This is a genomic window from Anabaena sp. FACHB-595 (assembly GCF_048568275.1).
Taxonomy (GTDB): domain Bacteria; phylum Cyanobacteriota; class Cyanobacteriia; order Cyanobacteriales; family Nostocaceae; genus Trichormus.
On sequence record NZ_CP183473.1, the window covers coordinates 4,446,461 to 4,469,018 of the forward strand.

Here is a 22,558-nt window from a genome sequence, read left to right on the forward strand (position 1 = left end):
GGGAGTAGGAGGAGCCACTTGTGGCGTTAGGGAGAGAGATGCGCGCCTAAATTGCATAACTTGTTAACAGTTAACTGTTGACTGTCAACGGTCAACAGCCCTCACGATAGATTGTGCAACTCAAAAGCAGAATAGCTTACCAATTTCTGCTGAAAGCTAATAGTAGAATAGGGTACAGGAAAGCTGCATGGAAGGGAGGAAGGGAAATTGGATGAACTGAGGGCGGCGCTGGAGTTGGCAACGGATGAAGAATTACAGGATTTAACAGCAATTCTGTTTAGTCGTAAGTTCAATCCCCTAGATTATGTTCAGACACCTGAACCAATCGAAATTCAAAGCCAAAATAGAGAAGCTTGGCTAGATTCGCTAGAAAATCGCTTTCGGTTTTTAGCCGCCGATGGAGTGACAGTATTACGGGGACGGACAAACCAAGTAACTTACCGTCAAGCATTAATTCAAGTCTGTAAGTATTTAAAAATTCCTTACTCTCAAGATTTAACAACAATTGATTTAGAAGCGGAAGTATTTTTACATCTGCTGGGACAAGTTTGGAAAAAATTACCAGAAAAAGAAAAACAAAAATTGGCTATGCAGGTACAACGTCAGCTTGTGAAAACAGAGGTAAAAGAACCTTTACCTCTGTTATTGCAAAGCGACCCCTTGGGCTTGCTGTTAAAAGGTGGTAGTGCTTTAGCTGTCACATCACTGGTTAAACCGTTTGTACTCCAACAAATTGCCCGTCAATTTGCTATTCATTTTGCTACCTATCAAGTGGCTAAAGATGCTTTAGTTAAAGGTTCTCAAGCAGCGACAACACAGTTTCAAAGCTACGTTACATTGCAAATGGCGCGTCAGGGTATGACTGTGAGTGCAGCCCGTTATGGGACAGTTCGCAGTCTCTTTGCCTTTGTTGGCCCGGTAATGTGGGCTTGGTTCTTCGCCGATTTAGGCTGGAGAAGCATTGCCACCAACTATGGTCGGATCATCCCCACTATTTTTGCTTTAGCCCAAATTCGTCTGACCCGTGCTGAATGTTGGGAATTGGCTTGAAGATAGGGAGTGGGAATTGGGGATTGGGGACTAGGGACTAGGATAAAATTTCTTCCCCTAGCTCCCTTGCCTTGTTTACTTCCCTTTCTCTTGTGCTGATTGTGTGATTATTAACCTGGGTTTCTAGTTTGAAGATAGCTTTTTATCATCCCAAACCTGACTGCCAATTTTCTTGGAATTGCTTTCAATTAGGACTATTAATCTTTCCACTCACTCCTTTCGTCGGATTTGTGAGCATAATGCTAGCGGTGTTAGTAACCTGGGTACGCCAATACCGCAGTATTATCCGCCGTCCTATCAACTGGGGATTTGGACTGCTGAGTTTTTTGCTGTTTGTTTCCGCCTGCTTTGCCAATGACAAAACAGCCGCTTTTGTAGGGTTGTTTAATTTACTGCCATTCTTTTTGTTATTTACTGGTTTAGGTTTCCTGATTCAGACAACTGCTCAATTACGGCACATAGCTTGGATTTTAGTCCTTGGTTCTGTACCAGTCGTGATTATGGGCTTTGGGCAGTTGTTTTTGGGTTGGAACCTGCAAATACAAGTTTTGTGGATTTTATTAGATTGGACGATCGCCCCTGGAGGAAGTCCACCAGGACGCATGGCTGCTCTTTTTATGCACGCCAATATTTTTGCAGCTTATTTAGCGATCGCCTTCACGTTAGGTATAGGATTACTCCTAGAACAATGGCAAGCAAGAAGCAGTGGTAGCGGCGAGGAAAATACCCAATTCCCAACCCCCATCATTTTCCTAACACTCTCAGTAATTGCTGACTTTGCCGCGTTGATTTTAACTAATTCCCGTAATGGGTGGGCGATCGCTATTATTGCTTGTTTAGCTTTTGCACTTTATCAAGGTTGGCGCTTACTAGTCGGTGGCGTTGCTGCTGTAGTCACCACAGTCTTACTGTCAGCTTTTGCACCTCCCCCTATTGCTCAAGTTTTGCGCCAGATTGTCCCTGCTTTCTTTTGGGCGAGATTAAACGACCAAATGTATCCAGATAGACCACTGGCCTTGATGCGAAAAACTCAATGGCAATTTGCTTGGTCTTTGACTCAGCAACGTCCTTGGACAGGGTGGGGGCTGCGTAATTTTACAGACCTTTACAAAGCTCAGATGAACATTGATTTGGGACATCCCCATAATTTGTTTTTGATGTTCTCGGCTGAAACTGGACTACCTAGTACTTTTTTATTTTTTGGATTGCTTAGTTGGATATTATTTGCAGGTTCGCAAATTTTATGGAAATCCAACAATATAAATCAGCAAGATAAATTGATATTTTTCAGCTATCTTGTTGTTTTTGGAGAGTGGCTATTATTCAATACAGTGGATGTAACTCTCTTTGACTTTAGGCTGAATACTCTCTCTTGGGTAGTGATGGCTGCTATTGCTGGAAATATATATTATTACAATCAACACAAAAAGTTTGTTAAAGAGGACAATTGATCTTCAGTTTCCTTGAATACTGATGGTATCTGTGAAAACTGGGAATTACTGATGGAAAAGAAATTGTACGTATTCTCTATTACCCATTACCTCCCTTGGAGTTGATAACTAGCAACTTACCTTACTAGTAGTAAATGTCATGACAACTTTATTAATAGTAGAAATAAATTTTCAGTGGTTACACTGCGGCTTTTATAATTAGTAGTGCATAAGATAATTATATTCACGTTTGTGACTGTGAGTGTGGCTAATCACTAACTAGCCACTGTTGCTGATTGTTGGGAAGGTGTAGGGATAACTATCAAAAGTTTTCCCTGCATGACGGGCATCTATTTTAGATGCCCTTTTGTATTTTTATATTATCAATATTTATTGGCGCTTTCTGCTGTTATAGGAAAGATAATCACAAATTCAGTGCCTTGACCTAGTTGAGAATTGACCTCTATTGCTCCGCCATGCTTTTCTACAACAATTTGACGAGCGATCGCTAGTCCTAATCCTGTACCTTTCTCTACACCTTTGGTCGTAAATAAATGCTCAAATATATGTTGTTTTAACTCTTCACTCATACCGATACCATTATCAGTAATAGAAATTCTGACGTGGTTATTTACTTGGGTGGTACGAATTATAATGCGGTTATTGTTCGCTGTAATTTCTGCATAACTCAAACCATTATTTGCGTCTTCTAAAGCATCAATGGCATTTGCTAAGATATTCATAAATACCTGATTTAATTGTCCAGGAAAGCATTCAATGTGGGGTAAATTACCGTACTCAGTTATTACCTCAATCGCTGGACGTTTGTCGTTAGCTTTCAATCGATGTTTCAAAATTAAAATGGTACTATCGATACCTTTATGAATGTTAAAAGGTATTTTGTAATCTTTATCTGCTCGTGAAAAAGTGCGAAGACTAGTGCTGATATTTTTTAGGCGATCGCACGCCATTACCATCGCCTCAATTAACTTGGGTAAGTCTTCTAAGATGTAATCTAAGTCAATTTGTGCGGCATGATGGAGGATTTTATCTCCGGGATGGGGCAGACTTTCTTGATATAGTTTCAAATGCTCCATAATATCAGCAAAAGTGGGTTGAGTATGTTGCAAGCTGACGGCAATAAAGCCCAATGGATTATTCATTTCATGAGCTACCCCTGCAACTAAATTACCCAATGCAGACATTTTTTCATTCTGTACTAACTGAAGTTGGGTTTGCTGGAGATGTTGCAGTGTGTGTTCTAGTTGGGTGGCTTGTTTTTGCGTTTGGATTAATAAGTCTGTTTGCTTAAGGGCAATACCCATTTGCGCGCCGACTTGCTGGGCAAATTGCATTTCCAATGGTTCCCATTGACGAGGGCGATCGCATTGGTGAATACAGAGTAGTCCCCACAGTTCTTCTTCCTGCATAATTGGTACTACCAATGATGCTCTAACATGGAACTGTGCCAAAATTTGCCGATGACAATCTAAAATCTCCGATGATTGTACATCGGTTATTGCACAGATGCGTCCCTGTTTATAGAGGTTGGCATAGTTTTCACCAAAGCAGTGATCTTGAACTTTGACTGCTAGAGCAGAAGGAAACGCAGGTGATACATCTTCGGCGACAAACTCGCCATATTCATAATTTACATCTAGGTGAAACTGATAGATTCCCACCCGATCAACATCGAGAATACGACGAATATTTTGGGTAACTACGCAGAAAATAGCATTCAAGTCTAAAGACTGGCGCATCTGATTAACAACATTAAACAAGATTTTCTGTTGTTTGAGGGATTGTTTTAGCTGTTGAGCTTTTGTTTGAGATTCTTGATAAAGACGAGCTTTTTCTAGAGAGACTGCGGCTTGGGCAGATAAGAGGCGGATCACTTCCAGGCGATCGCTAGTGAAGACTCCCCTTGTTAGTCTATTTTCTAAATAGAGAATCCCCACTAAATGCCCCTGATTCATCATTGGCGTACAAAATACGCTCTGGGGTTGATGTTGCAACATATATTCCCCAATCAGTCCTGGAATATCTGTTTGTAGATTATCTATGACAACGGTTTGTTGGGTATTTTTGACATAGTAAATAATGTTTTTGGGGATATCTTCACAAGTTTCTAATGGTTGTGATTCCAGGATAGTTTGGGTAGATTCGGAAGAATTTGGTTGGAAGTTGCTCAAAGTCATGGCTTTGATTTGCCAAATATCTTCCTGGGGAAGCAGCAGTGCAGATTTTTTTGCCCCAGAGTTTTCTAAAATAATCTCAGTGAGATTGGTGATGAGTTCGTCTAATTCTAAGGAAGTGGAAATAACTTGAGCAGCCTTTAAGATAGAGGCAAAATCTAGGGTGTCGGAGATACTAGTACTACCTAATGTGGAACTGAGGGTAGATGAAGATGTGCCAGGAACAGCTATAGTTTCTTGAAAGTTAAATTTAAACTGTCGTTCTTGCAGAATTGGTTGGAGCAGTTGGGGATAGCGTTTTTCTAAGTCGTTAGTTTTGGCTTTAGCTTCCCAACGAGCATAGCAATAATAAGCCTCCTGCATATAAACTGCGGCAACTTTTTCTTTTCCCCAATCCAGATAAAACTTTGCGGCAAGTTCATTGGCTAGGGCTTCGTCTCGGAGGTATTTATTTTCTTTTGCACCTTTAATTGCCATCTCATAAAATTCCATGGCCTCAGTTTTCTGTTCAAGCAGACGATGTGTTTCTGCTGCCACCAATTGCCATTTATGTAGGTAATTCATTGGTGCATGGTCTGCCCATTTGTCCAGAATTGCTTGATTTTCTCGGACTCGTTGCCATTGACTATCTCGGCCTGCTGGTGATTGGTGAAGTTCAGCCAATGCTGTTAAGGAATCGTAGAAGTAAAAAATTGGTTCGGCTACACTCCCCATACAACCAGTTAAATACTGTCTAGCTTTTTCTGCATCTTGTTTGGCGCGAGGATCTGCTAGCAGAAAATTCAGCACCAAGCGATACAGGTAAAACTGGAATAGTCGCCACAAATCGTTAGAAGCTAGTGCTTCAGTCACAATTTTCTCGGCATAGGCATCTTGGCGTAATGAAATCTCATCAGCTGATTTTCCTAGTAAAATCAATGCTGATTCCCAATAAACGAAACAATGATTTGCACTTGTCACCAAATTAAAGTCGAGTAACTGCTGATGATAAGTACACATTTGGGATGCAAATTCGCTCAAAGATTCACCACTCCAGTAAGCGTTCATCCCAAAATTCTGCACGTTGTAGCCAAAAAATTCCAAATTACCCGTTTCTAATCCTGCAATACATCCTTCTTGGATAATTGGCAGTGTGTCTTGCAGATGAGATGTGCAGTGATAGAAATATCCTCCCAAAACAATGAAAGTGGCGGCGCGAATGTTTTTGGCCTCTGGCTCCGAGGCTAGCTGGTAAGCTATTTGTCCCAACTGCTGGGCCAATGCCATGTTTTGCCATGTTGTACTCAGATGAAAGGCATAACTCACGTAACCATGAGCAGAAAACAGACTGTTACCAAATTGCAGAGAAAGTTTCACCTGTAAGGGAACAATCAACAGATACAACAGTGAACCTGTCATGTAACAAGCAGGGATGAGACTGCTGGAAATTTGCATGATGGCAAGTTTTTCCGGGTCTGTCATCTTCGGCAGATTGATAAATTCCCCCAGGAGGCGATCGCCAATTAATCTGTTAATTTCCTCTCTAGCCTGCTGTACATCCTCTGGAGTGGGATGATCAGGCAAGCTGACCCCTAGTTCTTGCAAGAAGGATTTACCTGTGGCGATCGCCTCTAACAACTCATTGCGGGAGGTAAGAGCTTGGATTTTGACTTGGTAAACTTGCACCCGATCCAAGGGGCATTTGGCATGGTTAACCACCGTCTCAATCAACTGGTTCATCTGCTCAACATCCCCACACAATAAGGCAATCTCCGCCGCTAATTCATGGATGGTGAGAGTCAATTGATATTGTCGCTGCCAAGCAGTTTCACCTAAAAGTGTCATGCTTGTGTCGGCGTATTCACGACTGGCTTGATAAGCTGTTGCAGCTCTGGCTTTTTGCGCCGCATTCAGGTTGAGTTGGGCGAGTTCATCTCGTTCGCTTTGTTGTGTAATCAGTGTAATGCCGTAGTTTAACTGATTGACTATTTCAAAGATATGCTCCTCTCTAGCTGCGGGTGAGATTTTTTGTAGTAGTAATTGTCCTATGTGGTGATGGGCGATCGCCCGTTCAGCTTCTGGAATCAAACAATAGGCAGCTTGTTGCACCCTGTCATGAAGGAACTTATATGTAACAATCTCCGTAGTTTGTGCATGATCTATTTCTTGTTCTTGCCCAACAAAAAACTTATAAACTTCACTTTGAGGGATGATCAAACCTTCTTGTAATGCCTTCCATAAACAAGCCGCCGTTTTCATCGGCGATGATTCCCAAACAATTGCTAAAGTTTCTAAATCAAATTGATTGCCAATACAAGCAGCTAACTGTAATACTTCTTGAGTTGCTCGCGGCAGTCTTTTTAGTTGAGATGCCATAAAGGCAAGCACATCATCTGTCAAAGCTTGATGGTTAACTTGGGCAATATCACACTGCCAACATCCTAAATCGTAGTTAAATTGAATTAGATTATCCTGGTGTAGTGCCTTAAGAAATTGTGTAGTAAAGAAAGGATTACCCTGAGTTTTTTGGAATACTAATAAAGCCAAGGACTGGGCTGTTTCCTCTGAACATTTAAGGGTTTCCGCTACTAATGTATTCACCTTTAATTGATTTAATGGTGCTAAATCAATCTTCTTGATAGTGCCATTATTTTTGCCAATTTCATTCACCGTTAACATTAATGGATGTGCTGGATTAACTTCGTTATCCCGATATGCACCAATTAAAAGCAAATAACCTGTATCATTCATTAACAACTGAATTAATTTCAACGAACCAGAATCAGCCCATTGCAAATCGTCAAGAAATATTACTAATGGATGTTCAGCACTGGTAAAGACTTGAGTGAATTTTTTAAATAATAAATTAAATCTGTTTTGTAAAGACGTACCTGATAGTTTTGGTGCTGCTGGTTGCTTACCAATAATCAGTTCTAATTCTGGTATAACTTCGATAATTACTTGTCCATTTTTACCTACAGCTTCTAGAATCTTGCTTCGCCATTGCTGAATCTGAGTATCACTTTCTGTGAGTAATTGCCCCATTAAATTACGGAAAGCTTGCACAAATGCTGAGAAGGGAATATTCCGTTGAAATTGGTCAAATTTACCCTGAATAAAATAGCCACGTTGACGAACAATAGGTTTATGAACTTCGTTGATTACCGCCGTTTTACCAATTCCGGAAAAACCAGCTACCAGCATCAATTCTGTAGCCCCAAGACTCACTCTATTAAAGGCTGCTAGTAAGGTTTCTATTTCTGCTTCTCGCCCATATAGTTTGTCAGGAATAATAAAGCGATCGCATACATCCCGACTGCCAATTGTAAAGTATTCAACCTTACCAGTTTCTTGTAATTCTGCCAGACATTTTTCTAAATCATATTTCAAACCCAAGGCATTTTGATAACGGTCTTCGGCATTTTTTGCCATTAACTTCATCACGATCTCACCAACAACTTGGGGAATGGTTTCTTCATTTGGTAATTTCGTGCTTTCTCCTCCATTGGAGAACCTGTTAGCGTAGCGTCTCTGACAGGAGAAGGGTATTGTAAATTTATCAGGTTGTTTAGCAATATGACAATGAACCAACTCCATTGGATCATCAGTAGTAAATGGTAATTCTCCAGTGAGTAATTCAAAAAGCGAGACACCCAGAGAATAAAAATCACTACGATAGTCAATTCCTCGGTTCATTCTACCAGTCTGTTCTGGTGATAAATAGGCAAGAGTTCCTTCTAAAATATTAGGACTAATAATATTTTGGGTTTCTCTAGGTAGTAGAGAGGCGATACTAAAATCGATTAATTTAACCTGTTTAGTTTCTGGATTAATGAGAATATTTGCAGGTTTAATATCCTTATGAATTATCCTTTGTTGGTAAATATGATGCAGAATATCTGCTAGTTGAATGGTAATAGTCAAAATTTCAGTTAAGGAAAGCGATTGCTGTTGGGCATAATCTCGTAAAGAAATGCCGCCAAAATCTTCCATCACCATTGCATAACTATTGCGGTATGGTTCCAAGCTATATAAATTGACAATGCCGGGAATCTTTAAGTTTTTAGCGATCGCATACTGGTTGCGAAACTGTAACAGTTCACTAAAGGTAGGATACTCGCGCTTGAGCAGTTTAATCACCACAGGTTGCTGATCTGCTTCTCTTACTGCCCGATAAACAACTGTTTTGGAGCCATGATAAATTTCTTCTAATATAAAATAACCAGGAATTGCGATCGCCAAATCTACATACGTATTCATCTTGACTGACTCCATGCGGATATCAATTTTTCTTCGGACTTACGTGTGAAAACTAATAATTAGCCTTTGGACAAAGGAGGTAGGACTTACGCATGAAAACGAAAAATCCAGGGTTTAGGGAAGGGTATAGGGGTGTCAATGTTTAAAACCCTTACACCCAGTCTCAATAGGCAACTTGGATGCGTCAGTCCTAGTAGGATTACAAAGTTATAGAGTAGTCAACATTTCCCCCTGCCCCCTGCCTCTTCCAGTCAGCCCTCGGCTTGGCAAATTTGTAACCACCTTCACAATGCTCCCAAGCGAAGACTTTTATGGCATAAGCCCTTGTCTATGAGTCAGTATGCCCATATTTATGTACAGTTATCCAGCTTCACATATCACCATTTTTTCTCGGCGGAGCTTATTTATATAGCTAAAGATAGATGATAAATTTTTTATTCTATGAGATGTGATGGCTGATTTCAATGACGCTTATTTATGCCAAAGATTAAAAAAAAGTATCCATAGACAGTTTTTCCAGAATTTCTAGTATGTTTTTTGATAAACACTAAAATAAGAAGAAATTATGAATTTCCCACAAATTGGACAGGTTGCTCTTGCACTGTTAACTCAATTTGGGCTGAAAGTTTTAGGGGCGATCGCACTATGGATTGTTGCTCAAAAGCTGATTGAGTTTGCCCTCAAGTTAGTGCGTCGTGGTTTACGCACCCAGAATATTGAGCCGACGCTCATTAGCTACCTACTGAATATTGTTTCTGTCACATTGAGAATTGTGCTGATTGTGGCAATTCTCGGTTTCTTTGGCATTGAAACTACGTCCTTTGCCGCATTGCTAGCAGCCGCAGGTGTGGCTATTGGTGCAGCTTGGGGTGGATTATTGGCGAACTTCGCCGCAGGTGCGTTTTTAATTATTTTTCGTCCGTTTAAGGTTGGTGACTTTATTACAGCCGCAGGGATAACCGGTACAGTCTCAGAAATCGGCCTGTTCACTACAGATATCACTACTCCTGACAATGTGTTGACAATAGTCGCCAATAACAAAATATTCGCTGATAATATCCAGAATTTCTCAGCTAATCCCTTCCGTCGCGTTGACTTGCTAGCGCAACTTCATCATGATGTTGATCATAATCAAGCGATCGCTCTTTTAAAGGCCAGAATTAGCCAGATTCCCAATGTGATAGAAAATCCTGCACCAGATGTAGAAATTCTTACCTTTAATCTAGCAGGCCCTGTATTAGCAGTACGTCCCTATTGCAATAATGATCATTACTGGCAAGTTTATTTTGATACAAATAAAGCCATACGCGAAACATTTGGTGAAGCAGGTTATCCCATCCCTGAACAGCGCTATGGTTTTAGTGTCCCACCCGAAAATGGTACTAGTTCCGTCATTCCCTCATCGGCATTATCTTCTTAATATGGTAATTACTGAGTTGTAATTACTTAGGACTTACGGATAAAAACGAAAAATCAAGGGTTTGGAGAAGGGTGTAGGGATGTCGATGTTTAAAACCCTTACACCCCTATACCCTTACCCCCTTATACCCAGTCTCAACAGAAAACCTGGGTACGTAAGTCCTATTACTGTATTTTTCTTCAAGCAGAATAAGAATTAACCACAAGGTAGGTCATTCTCTGACTTACCTTTTTTGTGTTTATATTTCTTTCTTATTAACATTTTTTTAGGGTAAAAAATAAAACCTAACTTAGGAAAGAGGTTAAGCCATGAACTAATTCTCACTATTATGGCAAGCTGCAAAAATTAAATCAATTTCCGTCAGCACCTAGCGGTAGATTACTGTTCTTTTCAAAAAGCATAAAAAATAGAGAAATTCTTATGAATGTAGCTGAGATTAGTCAAGTTGCTCTAGCTCTTTTAACACAGTTTGGACTGAGAGTTTTAGGAGCGATCGCTCTTTGGATTATTGCTCAATTGTTGATTAATTTTGGCTTAAAGTTACTGCGCCGTGCTTTTCGTAGTAAACACGTCGAACCTACGCTGATTAACTATATTGTAAATATAGTAGATGTAATCCTCAAAATTGTTTTAATTGTTGCAATTCTCGGCTTTTTTGGCATAGAAACTACTTCCTTTGCAGCATTACTAGCGGCGGCTGGTATAGCTATCGGTGCGGCTTGGAGTGGGCTTTTGGCAAACTTCGCGGCTGGCGCATTTTTAGTTATCTTTCGCCCATTTGCGGTTGGCGACACCATCAAAGCAGCAGGTGTTACCGGGAAAGTAGAAGAAATCGGACTGTTCACAACCACCATCAATACATCTGATAACGTCAAGACTATTATTGGTAATAATAAAATATTTGCTGATAATATCCAGAATTTTTCTGCCAACCCTTACCGCCGTGTTGACCTAGAAGCGCAACTGCATCATGAAGTTGATCATCAAGATGCAATTAGGAGATTAAAACAGAGAATTAGCCAAATACCTCATGTGTTAAATAATCCTGCACCAGATGTAGAAATTTTGGAATTTAACTTATTAGGAACAGTATTAGCAGTACGTCCTTATTGTCATCATGAGCATTACTGGCAAGTGTATTTTGACACGAATAAAGCCATACGCGAAACTTTTGGTGAAGCCGGTTATCCAATTCCCGAACAACGTTATGCCTTTACTGGACAATCACCCGATGGAACATCAGCTAATGTTGTACAACGGACATCTTTAGGAAGAGGCTAGAACTTAGATATGCAATTAGGACTTACGCACACAGGTTATCTGTTGAGATCGGGTGTAAGGGTTTCAAACATTTATACCCCTACAACCTTTTCCAAAACCTTGATCTTTCGTTTTCATGTGTAAGTCCTAGAAATAATAAAGACCAAAAATGTTGAAGGATGATACAAAACTTTACATGGTTAGTTACACTAACTCTATTAAGCCCAAAATATTCAAAATAACATCATCTCTTCAAACCAACGAACATAACTGATTTTCTGACCAAACCTGCACACAACAAAATAATTAATAGCGGCTGGTTAAATTGCAACAGAAACTTCAACCACCAAGGGTTACCTGTCTTTCCAGTCAGTTCATTCGCACCGCCACTAGTTAATAGGTGTTGTGCTTGGGTGCTACTTAAACCTATCTCTGCATCAGTTTGCAAACAGGCGATCGCTTCGGATATCTCTAAGGAACGCCAAACAGTGGGGTGTGACAGAAGTGAAGAGCGATCGCGCTAGATATTGACTGCATCCGCGCCACAGATGGAGAGCGATTTTTGCAGTTACTCACAGAAGCAATTAACCAAAATTGGCAAGCAGAAAAAATCCAAAGTTGGGTAGAGAAAAATACCAAGGAATTTTTTACATTTCATCCAGAAACTAAACTTAAGCTTTTACGTTCCCTCAACCAAAAACAAATTTGGCAAGCGTTTGAACTATTGTTAGAATTGCCCCAATTTATGGCGGTAGATTTAGACAAACGTTTAGTCTTAATTTTGCAAAGTTTCCCCCACCTTCGCTCTTGGGAGCGTAACGGTTTATGGGAAGTATCATTCCGGCGAAGAATTAAAGAACATACTCATGTAAGTATGGTTGCGCCAGAGATTGAGTTAGTGATTCCCGGATGAAGCAGACTGTTAACTCAAGGCCTCGAATTGTTGCCAACACAGATACAAAGCACGGGGTACATGAAAACATCCCTTCCATTTACCGCCTTTGAGATTTAACAGCACTTCCCCACGGCGATTTAAGTAGCCAAACCACTCACCATATTCTGGGTCAGCAAAATGCTGCCAAGAATAATCGTGCATTTTTTGATACCATTCCCAACAGACTTCACGACCTGTCAAACGATAACCCATCGCCAAAGCCACCAAAGATTCTAAATGCACCCACCACAATTTTTGATCCCATTCCAATTGTTGTGGGGGATGACCTGCTGCATCCATAAAGTAATACAAGCCGCCATACTCTTTATCCCAGGCGAAATTGAGGATATTTAACACCACATCAACTGCTTGGTTAATAGTCTTGCTGTCGTTTTTCCGTCGGGCGATGTCCATAATAAACCACATCGCCTCAATACCGTGACCAGGGTTAATCAGCCGCCCTTCAAAACAATCAATGTGGGAACCATCGGGGGCAACATTTTCATACATCAATCCTCGTTCTTTGTCGAGAAAGTCACTCATAACTTCCTGAACGGTTGCACTCAAGACATTTTCTAGAGTCTCCTGGGGAAGCAACCATTCCATTTCTAAGGTCAGGTTAGCTAAAATCATTGGCACAGCTAAGGCTTTCATGGGGCGTGTGCCGGGATAGGTTTTGGTATATTTGCCTTTGGGATTATCTTTGCGACGCAAAACATTGTTATATGCTTGCATAGCCACATCTTTTGCCCACTCTTCACCAGAGGCGAGAGCATATTGGCTAAAGGCCATCGCTGCAAAACAATCAGAAAAAATATTGTAAGGCTGTACTAATGGTTCACCTCCACGGGTGAGGGCAAAATACCAGTTTCCCTCTGCGTCTCTGCCATGTTGGGCAAGAAATTTAGCACCGTTACTAGCAATTTTGAGCCAGTTTTCCCGTTTTTCTAGCTGGTTACACAGCATGGAAAAAGTCCAGACTTGGCGGTTTTGCAGCCAAATAAATTTATCTGTGTCATACACCTTACCCTGGCGATCAAGACAGGTAAAATAACCGCCTTCCGTATCCAGGGAGTGGTTTTCCCAAAACGGGAGTACGTCGTTGAGGAGGGCATTTTTGTAAAGTTGCGCCAGTGCTTGTAAGTTTTTCCCCATAGTGCAATCCCCTGTTCAAAAACATCAGGGTCAATTATCGCCTTGTTGTGGATTGACTACAAGTATTCTGTTTGTTGGTAGCCAAAAGTTTTAGCTCCCCCTAAATCATCCTTATTTAAGAAGAACTTAATGCGTAGATGCAGTAATCATTTCACGCTTACGGATGGTGTCCTTGGGAACCACAATTCGCCAACGGAGAATACGATTATCTTTACTCCAGTTGTCAAAACAAGCGATCTCGGAACCTGGAGCTTGAGGATCTTCAGCAAAGGGTGGATTTTTTGCTGTAAAGCCGGACAAATACATGGTGTCACTTTCAGGAAAGTATTTGATTCGCCGTAAATCGGTAAAGATGAGGGGAGTTTTTTCCTGTTGTATGGAATTGTAAGTGTAGATGGGATTACCATTGGTATCTAGTCCTTGCAAAGGATAATGGCGTATACCTCTTCGATCGCCCAGAGTTGTCCACACATCGCCTTTACTATCCACCCACCATCCTGTAACAGAGGAAGAATCTTCACTACGATCATATTCTTCTTTGTCGAAAGCGCCGTCACCGTTGCGATCGCGCCAAATCCATTTTCCTGTTTCTGGTTGCTCAGGTGGCCAAGTTCCTGAGATTGCTGATTTACCTCTGATATTTTTACCAACAAACATTCCTGCTGGAATAGCTATGTTGCCATCTTTGCTAGGATTAAATCGATAAATCTCTAAGGCGTTGCTGTACGGATCTAAAAGAAACAAAAATCTTTCATCGTTAATCCGACGTACAAAGGTAGTATCGGGCGATATATGCAGTCGTGAATCTTGAGGATATTTGAAGCCGTTTAAGGTGTAAGCTTTATAAATCAATTGCTGACCCTTAGGCTTGCTACTATCTATCAAAAATTGTTCATACTTGGTAAAAACTTCTCTTCCATCCGTTTTAGGGTCAGCGTCAGCATTTTCGACTAAGGATAATCCTAATAATCGCCATAGTTGTTTTCCTGATGGCGAAAATTTTCTTAAATCTGTGCCGGAATTATTGAACCCATTGTTATTGATATACAGATTCCCCTGAGCATCTGCGCCGACTCCTGTTAGTCCATAAAACTTTAAATCTTGGACTTCACCAGGAACGCCTCCATAAATCCCCCCTGTGTGGCCAAAAGTGCCAACTTGGACTGGTTGATCCTGAATTTTATAAATCAAGACTTGCTGGAGTGTCCCATTTTCTGCTACTAACAGTCTGCCTTGATTATCGAGTGCGATCGCTCCAGGTAACACAACATTAGTTATTTTTTTGCGGTAATTGTTTCCCTGATGAAGAATAACGCAAAATTTTAGCAGGGTTATTTGCATCTTGCTTTTGAATAATCCACAAATTCCCTTGTTTATCAATAGTTATATCCTCTGGTCTAAGAAAACTAAAGTTGCGTAATTCTTTCATTGTCTCAGTGTTATAGACGCGGATTTTATTATTCGCTGCATCACTGACATATAAATTCTTATCTTTCGTTGCTAATCCAGTCACTTCACTCTTGGTGTTGACGATTAACATACTCTTATCCCAGCCACGTCCATTTGCAAAGGGCGCTGGTTTACCAGATAAGTTATAACGTCTCACACAATACCAAGTTGTCCCTTCTGGTGGATAATCTTTGTCTATTTTGCCGACAAATCCTTGGCTCATAGCAATGTAAATATATTTACTATTTGCTGTGACAGCTTTACCACCGCGACGACTCCAACCATCAAGATCACTGAGAACACCAATCACATTACCATCTTTATATATTGATGCTTCGGCTCCTGCTTTATCCTCATGACTATTTGTATAAACTGTGCCATTAGGCGCAACATATATTCCCTCAATATAGTTTTGTATAGATTTCTGACTATCGGCAAAAATATCGCCCATCAAATCTTTTTTATCAGAATTTTCCGCAACTTCACTCAATGTTAAATCTGCGGTAATAATAGTGATAGCCAGAAATGAAATTATAGCAATAATTAAAAATATCCATGATTTTAGAAGTCTATAACTTAAATATTTAAATATTTTATTAGATTGTTTTTTTGCCCTAGACTGTAACCTTTTGAATTCATCTAATATTTCGTGTTTCATTACATTAACAAGTTATCTAATGGCTAATTCAGTCATTGAAAAATAATTTTTAGCGGTTATTTTTAATCTTACTCAGCGATATTAAATTAACAGGATAAATTCCACCTGTGAGCCTTATATATTTTTAATTACCCTACTATTTTTATATAGTTTGAAATATAATTGTTTGGGCAAAAATACTCATAAAAAAACATCTCTCTCATCGGAAAGGATGTTTTCCCTAGAGGATGAAAATTGAAGAAAATCACATTTAGGATGTAGGAAGCCCTAGTATTATCTTTAATTACGTAAGTGATATTACATAAATAACAAATTAATAGACTTAAAGAATTAGTATTTATCGAATATTCATCAAAAAAATATAACTTTCTATTTTTTTAAATCATTTATAAAAATACGAATTTAGTATATTGGCATACTCTTTTTTAAAACTAATCAACCTATCTCTATATATATTTTCTCACCAGCAAGATTTATAACCTGTGTGATTACAGACAGATTTGTCAAACTCCAAATAATTTCGTCCTCAACTTCGTGAGTTACAAAGAATACCTTAGCTACAGAAACACTCTATATCATGAGAGAAATGCCTTTATAAAATCTTAAATTATACTCATCATATTTATTTAAAGATTTGGTAAATAAAGAAGCTCAATCATAGGTAAATTTAAATAAAATCTATATCGAGTCAGATGCAATATTTACTGATAACTCCGAAAATCAGAGAAGATAAACAATAAGTAGTATGTCATTAACTGTATAGAGTAAAAAACATGAATAAAATCTCGCCTGTTTGTTTATATCCTCCTGTATTTTCCTGATAGTCTTGACAATCTTGCTAAATATATAAACGGAGTGATACTTCATATCGAAGCCAATATCCTCAAGCTCCATACAGTACTAGGAGATAAGAGTGGAATATAAAAAAGAAAAATTAAATTTAGTATCCGCGTCTATTCTGACCTTAGGTTCTGGTTGGTTTCCTACAAATCCAGGAGGTTTGGAAAGATATATTTATGAGTTGACTTATCAATTATCAGCTAATCAAGATAGAGTAGAGCTATGTGGAGTTGGTTTACCAGATAATCAATTTCATTTGCCAATTAAACTAACTAACTTAGCATCTCCAGATAGTAAAATTTGGCAAAGGTTTTGGTCTATTCGGAATAATTTTCAGAAAACAAGAATAGGCAAACCAGACGCAATAAATTTACATTTTGCTTTATATAGCTTTCCTATTTTAGATATTTTGCCTCAAGGTATACCCATTACTTTTAATTTTCATGGGCCTTGGGCATCAGAAAGTAAACAGGAATTAGTAAAGAATAAAATCAGTATTTTTTTAAAGCGTCGGCTGATAGAACAAACCACATATAATCATTGCGATCGCTTTATTGTTCTCAGTAAAGCATTTGGTAATATATTACACCAGCAATATCAAATTCCCTGGCACAAAATACATATTATTCCTGGCGGTGTGAATATTGATAAGTTTCAGCCAAATTTATCGCGCCAACAAGCTCGCCAGCAGTTAAATTGGCCTGAAAGCCGTCCTATTTTATTTACATCCAGACGTTTAGTGCATCGTGTCGGAGTAGACAAACTATTACAGGCATTAGCAATAATTAAACCAAAGCTACCTGATATTTGGCTAGCGATCGCCGGTCGGGGACATCTCCAAACGACATTGGAAAAACAAGCTCAAGAATTGGGTTTAGAGAACAACGTAAAATTTTTAGGTTTTCTCCCAGATGAGCAGTTACCTATCGCTTACCAAGCTGCTAATTTAACTGTTATGCCCAGTCAATCTTTTGAAGGTTTTGGGTTAGCAATTACTGAATCTTTAGCTTGTGGTACTCCTGTTCTATGCACTCCCATTGGAGGAATGCCAGAAATTTTAACACCATTTTCACCACAGTTAATTACAGCCTCTCCTGAAGCTACTGCTATTGCTGAGAAAATAGCACAGATATTGTTAGAACAAATACCAAAACCTTCAAGAGAAGAATGTCGCCAGTATGCTGTGACTAATTTTGATTGGCAGAAAATTGCTCAACAAGTACGACAGGTAATTTTGGCTTAACTGTTGATTGTATACGCAAATAAAAGGGCTACGCAAACAGGAATCAAACTGGATTACTTATATGAAAATATTATTTTTAGACCAGAGTGGGAAACCAGGTGGTGCAGAATTGTGTTTAATTGATATTGCTAAACCTTACCGCGATCGCGCTTTGGTGGGATTATTTGCAGATGGCGCATTTAAAACTTTACTAGAGCAACATCACATCCCTGTTGAAGTATTCACCAATCAGCCAATTCAAGTCCGTAAGCAAAGTAATTTATTGCAAGCATTTGGCAGTTTGGGACAGCTTGCGCCTCTGGTGGCTAAAGTCGTGCAGACAGCGCATGAATATGATTTAATATACGCCAATACGCAAAAAGCGTTAGTTGTGGGTGCGATCGCTAGCTTTATCGCTCGTCGTCCTTTGGTTTATCATTTACATGATATTCTTTCCCCGGAACACTTTAGCCAAACCAACCTGCGGGTTGCAGTTAACTTAGCTAATCGTTTCGCCTCATTGGTAATCGCCAATTCCCAAGCCAGTCAAACAGCGTTTATCCAAGCTGGAGGACGCGCAGAGCTAACAAAAGTCATCTACAACGGTTTTGACATAAATCTATATAAAACTTCTCCATCAGATATTAGTAAATTACGACAACAGTTAGGCGTAGCAAATAATTTTGTAGTTGGACATTTCAGCCGTCTTTCACCTTGGAAGGGACAACATATTCTGATTGATGCACTAGCTCAATGTCCGCCACAAGTGACAGCAATTTTGGTAGGTGATGCCCTATTTGGTGAGCAAGACTATGTTAAAGAGCTACATCAACAAATTACCAGATTAGGGTTAGAAAACCGCGTTAAATTTTTAGGTTTTCGGGCTGATATTCCCCAATTAATGGCGGCTTGTGATTTAGTTGCTCACACATCCACCGCCCCAGAACCCTTTGGTAGAGTGATTGTTGAAGCCATGCTTTGTGGTAAACCTGTAGTCGCCGCCAAAGCCGGTGGTGCAATGGAATTAGTCGAACATGGGGTTAATGGGTTCTTAACTACCCCAGGAGAATCCCAGGAACTAGCCAATATTATTAATACTTGTATTGAAGACACCCAAAAGACTGCAACTATAGCGAGTAATGCCCAGGCTATTGCTAGTCAACGTTTTGATGTGGTAACAATCAATCAACAAATTGCCGAAACTTTATCATCTTTAGGATTTACGCGCTGATAGAATGATAAGTCCTAATTGCGAGCATATTTTGTACTACTGTGTATATACTAGGTCGCAAGCCGGACAACTATGGCATCTTTGAGACTCAATTGATTGCATGACAACCTTCCTGACAGACTCCACTGACATCAATAGAATTAATTTCTCCTCAAGACTGAATTTGCATCGTCGCAGAGAACTAGGACAGTTTTTAACTCCTGCACCACTAGCCCGTTTTATGGTGGGACAATTTAATAGTCTATTGGGTCATATTAGTCTTATAGATCCTGGTGCTGGGGTTGGATCATTAACTGCTGCCTTTGTGGAGCGACTGTTGGCAAATTCTCATGAGGTTAAGAGTTGCTTTATTACAGTATATGAAGTTGAACCCATATTTATATTACCTCTAAAGCAATGCCTTATAGATTGTTGCACCGCTTTAGAAAATAAAGGAATTGCCGCTAATTATTGTTTGTATGAAAAAAACTTCATTGATGCTAATAGTGAAATAAATTTACCCCTATTATCAACATCTGCCATCAATTTTACCCATGCAATTATCAATCCGCTATACAAGAAGATAAATAACAAATCAATTGAAAAGAAAATAATTTCTCAAATGGGAATTGAGACTGTAAATCTATATAGTGCATTTGTTTGGCTGACTATTTTACGACTAGTTGAGGATGGAGAGATAGTTGCAATTACTCCCAGAAGTTTCTGTAATGGGAGTTATTTTAGACATTTCCGTAAATCTTTTTTAGAACAGATGAAGCTGGAAAAAAATCCAAATTTTCACAAGTCGTTCAGAAGCTTTTCCGGAATATGAAATTTTACAAGAGAATATTATTTTTCATGCTATTAAAACTACAGAAGATCGTAGTTACGTAGAGATTACTAATAATTTGGAAGCCCAATCAGATGGGATTTTAGAATTAAGAAATATTCCCTACAACGAAGTTGTGAATGAGAATGATTCAGACAGTTATATTCATATTATTACAAACTCTCTAGAAGATTCATTGCGAGTGCAAATGGATCAATTCTCATCTACCTTAGATGAACTTGGGTTAGCAGTGTCAACGGGGCCAGTTGTAGATTTTCGCCTCAAATCAGCTTTGAGAAATTATGTGAATGAGGAAACTGTTCCATTACTTTACCCAGAAGCAATAAAAACAGGGAAAGTTTTATTTCCGCCAAAAAAGCCGCGTAAGTCCATCGCCATTGTACAAAATCAAGAAACAGACAAATGGCTAATTCCATCAGGTTGGTATGTTTTGACGAAGCGATTTTCTGCTAAAGAAGAAAAACGGCGGGTTGTTGCTGCTGTATGTTCTCCTGTAGATGCACCAGTGTTGGGCATAGAAAATCACCTCAACTACTACCATTCTCAAGGTGAGGGAATGAATCCCGACCTGGCACGAGGTTTAGCAGCATTTCTCAGTTCAACTTTATTGGATAGTTACTTCCGCCTATTCAGTGGACATACACAAGTAAATGCAACGGATTTGCGTAGAATTAAGTATCCTTGCAAAGATGATTTAATCAAGCTAGGTAGTCAAATTGGTGATTCTTGCCTTGATCAGGCTCAACTTGATACGGTTGTACATAAAACTCTATCGATTATGAGCGAGGCAATAAAGGCAGTTCTGGCTGCTAAACGAATTGAGGAGGCGTTGGCAATTCTTAAAGATATTTCTGCTCCCAAAGAGCAACAGAACGAGCGTTCAGCACTTTTCTTACTTGCATTGGCAGATATTCGTCCGGAAATTCCTTGGACTCAAGCTACATCACCAAGACGCAGAATTACAGAAATGATGGATTGGTTTCGTGATCACTATGGTAAACAATACGCACCGAATACACGCGAAACAGTCAGACGGCAGACGATGCACCAGTTTGTGCAGATGGGGATAGTTGTTGAGAATCCAGATCAACCAGATCGACCGATTAACAGTCCCAAATGGTGTTATCAACTTCATCAACAATTTGTGACACTGCTTAAATCATACGGTTCCGAGCAGTGGGAAGAGACTCGTCGTAATTATGTTATTTCAGTTAAAAACTTATTGCAGGACAGAAATCGAAATATCCCGATGATTCCCGTAAGTTTGCCTAACGGTCAAGCAATTCAACTATCATCAGGTGGACAAAATATATTGATTAAAGAAATTCTGGAAAACTTTTGTCCCAGATTTACACCTGAAGGTTTAGTTCTGTTTGTAGGTGATGCTGGAAATAAGTTTATTGTTAATGAGACTCAGAAGTTTCGAGAAATTGGGATCGAGTTAGATCCTCACGGTAAGATGCCAGACATTGTGGTTTACTACGAACGGCAAGAGTGGCTTGTCTTGATAGAAGCGGTGACTAGTCATGGTCCGGTCAATCTAAAACGTCGCAACGAATTAAAGCGGCTCTTTCAATCTAGCCGTCAGGGGTTAGTTTTCGTTACTGCTTTCCCCAGTCGCAAGGAAATGACTCGCTATCTTGCTGAAATCTCTTGGGAGACAGAAGTTTGGGTAGCAGCTCAACCTGATCACATGATTCATTTCAATGGAGAAAGATTTCTGGGACCCTATGAAGACCGAGAAAATAGGTTTTGAGCAATAATGTTAGAAGCCCCTAGATTGATTCTGTTCTCGGACTTTTACCCTATATTATTGTGGTGTTTTAACAGGTTTTAAATTTCTCGCTTTATAAAACGTTTCTAGGCTATCGCGATCGCCTACAAAACGCCAGTGCCAAGGTTCATAACTCACTCCTTGAGAATTATCCATGGGGAAAGACATCTCAAAACCAAAGCGAGCTGCATTCGCCTCTAGCCATTTAAAAGCTCTGGTATTTTCAAAAATAGCTTGCAAATTAGTTGTCGGTGCTGCGCCATCCCCAATATCCACCGCGTAACCTGTGTGGTGTTCACTATGACCAGGGGGAGCGCTGAGGGCTGCTCTTTGGGCTGGGGTTTGATTACGTTGAGCGCCAATAGCAAAAAATAATTGCTCTTGCTCTTTTACAGAACGAAAGCCGGAAATAGGCATTAAGATGACACCCGCAGTCCGCGCCGCCTGTGCCATTTCTTGGAACCGTTGAGCCGCATTTCTACGCATTCGGATGCGTCCATCCCTACTGATTGGCACTAATTCTGACTCTGGAGCCTCTGGGTAAGCCAAATGACCTAGTATAGCTTGCAGATCAGCCGGGTTGCTGGCTGTAGGCATTGGTGTAGCATCAGCAATAGCTGGTGAAGGCTGGGACTCAGTAGTTTTTTTAGGCGTGGTGATAAAAAAAACAAACCCACTAACAATCGCCAGTATCACAAACGCACCTACTCCACCCGTCACGAAAATCAGGCGTTGTAAGCGTTGTTTAGGTGTGATACCAGGAGTGTCGCGTAAGGCTACTGGGATATCATCACTAAGTTCATCAAATGGATCGCGTGGCTCTCCAGAAAACCCAGCTTTATTCACAGGTCAACTCCTGGTTTTGTGGAACT

The 22,558-nt window shown here is 39.8% G+C and carries 12 protein-coding genes and 2 pseudogenes; 9 read left to right on the forward strand and 5 right to left on the reverse strand.

The genetic code is table 11. From position 1 onward, the window contains the following. Positions 1-207 precede the first annotated feature (207 nt). Positions 208-1,050, forward strand: a complete 843-nt coding sequence (locus ACN222_RS18465) for a YaaW family protein (RefSeq protein ID WP_044521878.1) — start codon at positions 208-210, stop codon at positions 1,048-1,050. Positions 1,051-1,280: 230 nt separating this feature from the next. Then, positions 1,281-2,501, forward strand: coding sequence for an O-antigen ligase family protein (locus tag ACN222_RS18470; protein ID WP_010997833.1), 1,221 nt, complete (start codon positions 1,281-1,283; stop codon positions 2,499-2,501). Positions 2,502-2,863: 362 nt separating this feature from the next. Here ACN222_RS18470 and ACN222_RS18475 read toward each other — a convergent pair whose 3' ends face one another. After that, positions 2,864-8,914 (reverse strand): AAA family ATPase, encoded by a 6,051-nt coding sequence (locus ACN222_RS18475; RefSeq protein WP_044521884.1) that lies wholly within the window; start codon positions 8,912-8,914, stop codon positions 2,864-2,866. 565 nt (positions 8,915-9,479) lie between these two features. Here ACN222_RS18475 and ACN222_RS18480 point away from each other — a divergent pair. Next, a complete protein-coding gene (locus ACN222_RS18480; RefSeq protein ID WP_010997835.1) occupies positions 9,480-10,334 on the forward strand; it encodes a mechanosensitive ion channel family protein in 855 nt (284 codons plus the stop codon). Between the two features lie 420 nt (positions 10,335-10,754). After that, positions 10,755-11,615, forward strand: a complete 861-nt coding sequence (locus ACN222_RS18485) for a mechanosensitive ion channel family protein (protein WP_010997836.1) — start codon at positions 10,755-10,757, stop codon at positions 11,613-11,615. 223 nt (positions 11,616-11,838) lie between these two features. Here the strand turns inward: ACN222_RS18485 and ACN222_RS18490 are convergent, their stop codons facing one another. Next, positions 11,839-12,042, reverse strand: a complete 204-nt coding sequence (locus ACN222_RS18490; protein ID WP_044521898.1) for a cation-transporting P-type ATPase — start codon at positions 12,040-12,042, stop codon at positions 11,839-11,841. A gap of 63 nt (positions 12,043-12,105) precedes the next feature. On the opposite strand from ACN222_RS18490, the pseudogene ACN222_RS18495 reads away from it, so the two are divergent. Further along, positions 12,106-12,474, forward strand: a pseudogene (locus ACN222_RS18495) (ATP-binding protein); the annotation flags it as partial. Positions 12,475-12,516: 42 nt separating this feature from the next. On the opposite strand, the gene ACN222_RS18500 reads toward ACN222_RS18495, so the two are convergent. Together ACN222_RS18500 and ACN222_RS18505 are read right to left on the reverse strand one after the other, a co-directional pair. Beyond that, positions 12,517-13,683, reverse strand: a complete 1,167-nt coding sequence (locus ACN222_RS18500) for an AGE family epimerase/isomerase (RefSeq protein ID WP_010997838.1) — start codon at positions 13,681-13,683, stop codon at positions 12,517-12,519. 126 nt (positions 13,684-13,809) lie between these two features. Continuing rightward, positions 13,810-15,790: pseudogene (locus tag ACN222_RS18505) on the reverse strand (SMP-30/gluconolactonase/LRE family protein). Positions 15,791-16,703: 913 nt separating this feature from the next. Between ACN222_RS18505 and ACN222_RS18510 the strand changes: the two are divergent. The 4 genes from ACN222_RS18510 (at position 16,704) to ACN222_RS18525 (ending at position 21,668) form a co-directional block, all read left to right on the forward strand. Beyond that, the gene (locus ACN222_RS18510; RefSeq protein WP_010997841.1) at positions 16,704-17,873 is read left to right on the forward strand and encodes a glycosyltransferase family 4 protein; all 1,170 of its coding nucleotides are present in this window, start codon (positions 16,704-16,706) and stop codon (positions 17,871-17,873) included. 61 nt (positions 17,874-17,934) lie between these two features. After that, positions 17,935-19,083: a glycosyltransferase gene (locus ACN222_RS18515; protein WP_010997842.1), complete on the forward strand. Its 1,149-nt coding sequence runs from the start codon at positions 17,935-17,937 to the stop codon at positions 19,081-19,083. A gap of 220 nt (positions 19,084-19,303) precedes the next feature. Next, entirely contained in the window at positions 19,304-19,894 is a 591-nt protein-coding gene (locus ACN222_RS18520) for an Eco57I restriction-modification methylase domain-containing protein (protein ID WP_231865478.1), read from the forward strand. Between the two features lie 76 nt (positions 19,895-19,970). Then, the gene (locus ACN222_RS18525; protein WP_231865479.1) at positions 19,971-21,668 is read left to right on the forward strand and encodes a BsuBI/PstI family type II restriction endonuclease; all 1,698 of its coding nucleotides are present in this window, start codon (positions 19,971-19,973) and stop codon (positions 21,666-21,668) included. A gap of 54 nt (positions 21,669-21,722) precedes the next feature. Here the strand turns inward: ACN222_RS18525 and ACN222_RS18530 are convergent, their stop codons facing one another. Next, positions 21,723-22,532 (reverse strand): M15 family metallopeptidase, encoded by an 810-nt coding sequence (locus tag ACN222_RS18530; RefSeq protein ID WP_010997845.1) that lies wholly within the window; start codon positions 22,530-22,532, stop codon positions 21,723-21,725. Positions 22,533-22,558 lie beyond the last annotated feature (26 nt).

What these genes read in the sequence shown, in the direction of transcription:
- ACN222_RS18480 (WP_010997835.1), top strand. Translation starts at nt 9,480, where the DNA reads ATGAATTTCCCACAAATTGGACAGGTTGCTCTTGCACTGTTAACTCAA.
- ACN222_RS18520 (WP_231865478.1), top strand. Translation starts at nt 19,304, where the DNA reads ATGGTGGGACAATTTAATAGTCTATTGGGTCATATTAGTCTTATAGAT.
- ACN222_RS18515 (WP_010997842.1), top strand. Translation starts at nt 17,935, where the DNA reads ATGAAAATATTATTTTTAGACCAGAGTGGGAAACCAGGTGGTGCAGAA.
- ACN222_RS18500 (WP_010997838.1), bottom strand. Translation starts at nt 13,683, where the DNA reads ATGGGGAAAAACTTACAAGCACTGGCGCAACTTTACAAAAATGCCCTC.
- ACN222_RS18485 (WP_010997836.1), top strand. Translation starts at nt 10,755, where the DNA reads ATGAATGTAGCTGAGATTAGTCAAGTTGCTCTAGCTCTTTTAACACAG.
- ACN222_RS18475 (WP_044521884.1), bottom strand. Translation starts at nt 8,914, where the DNA reads ATGAATACGTATGTAGATTTGGCGATCGCAATTCCTGGTTATTTTATA.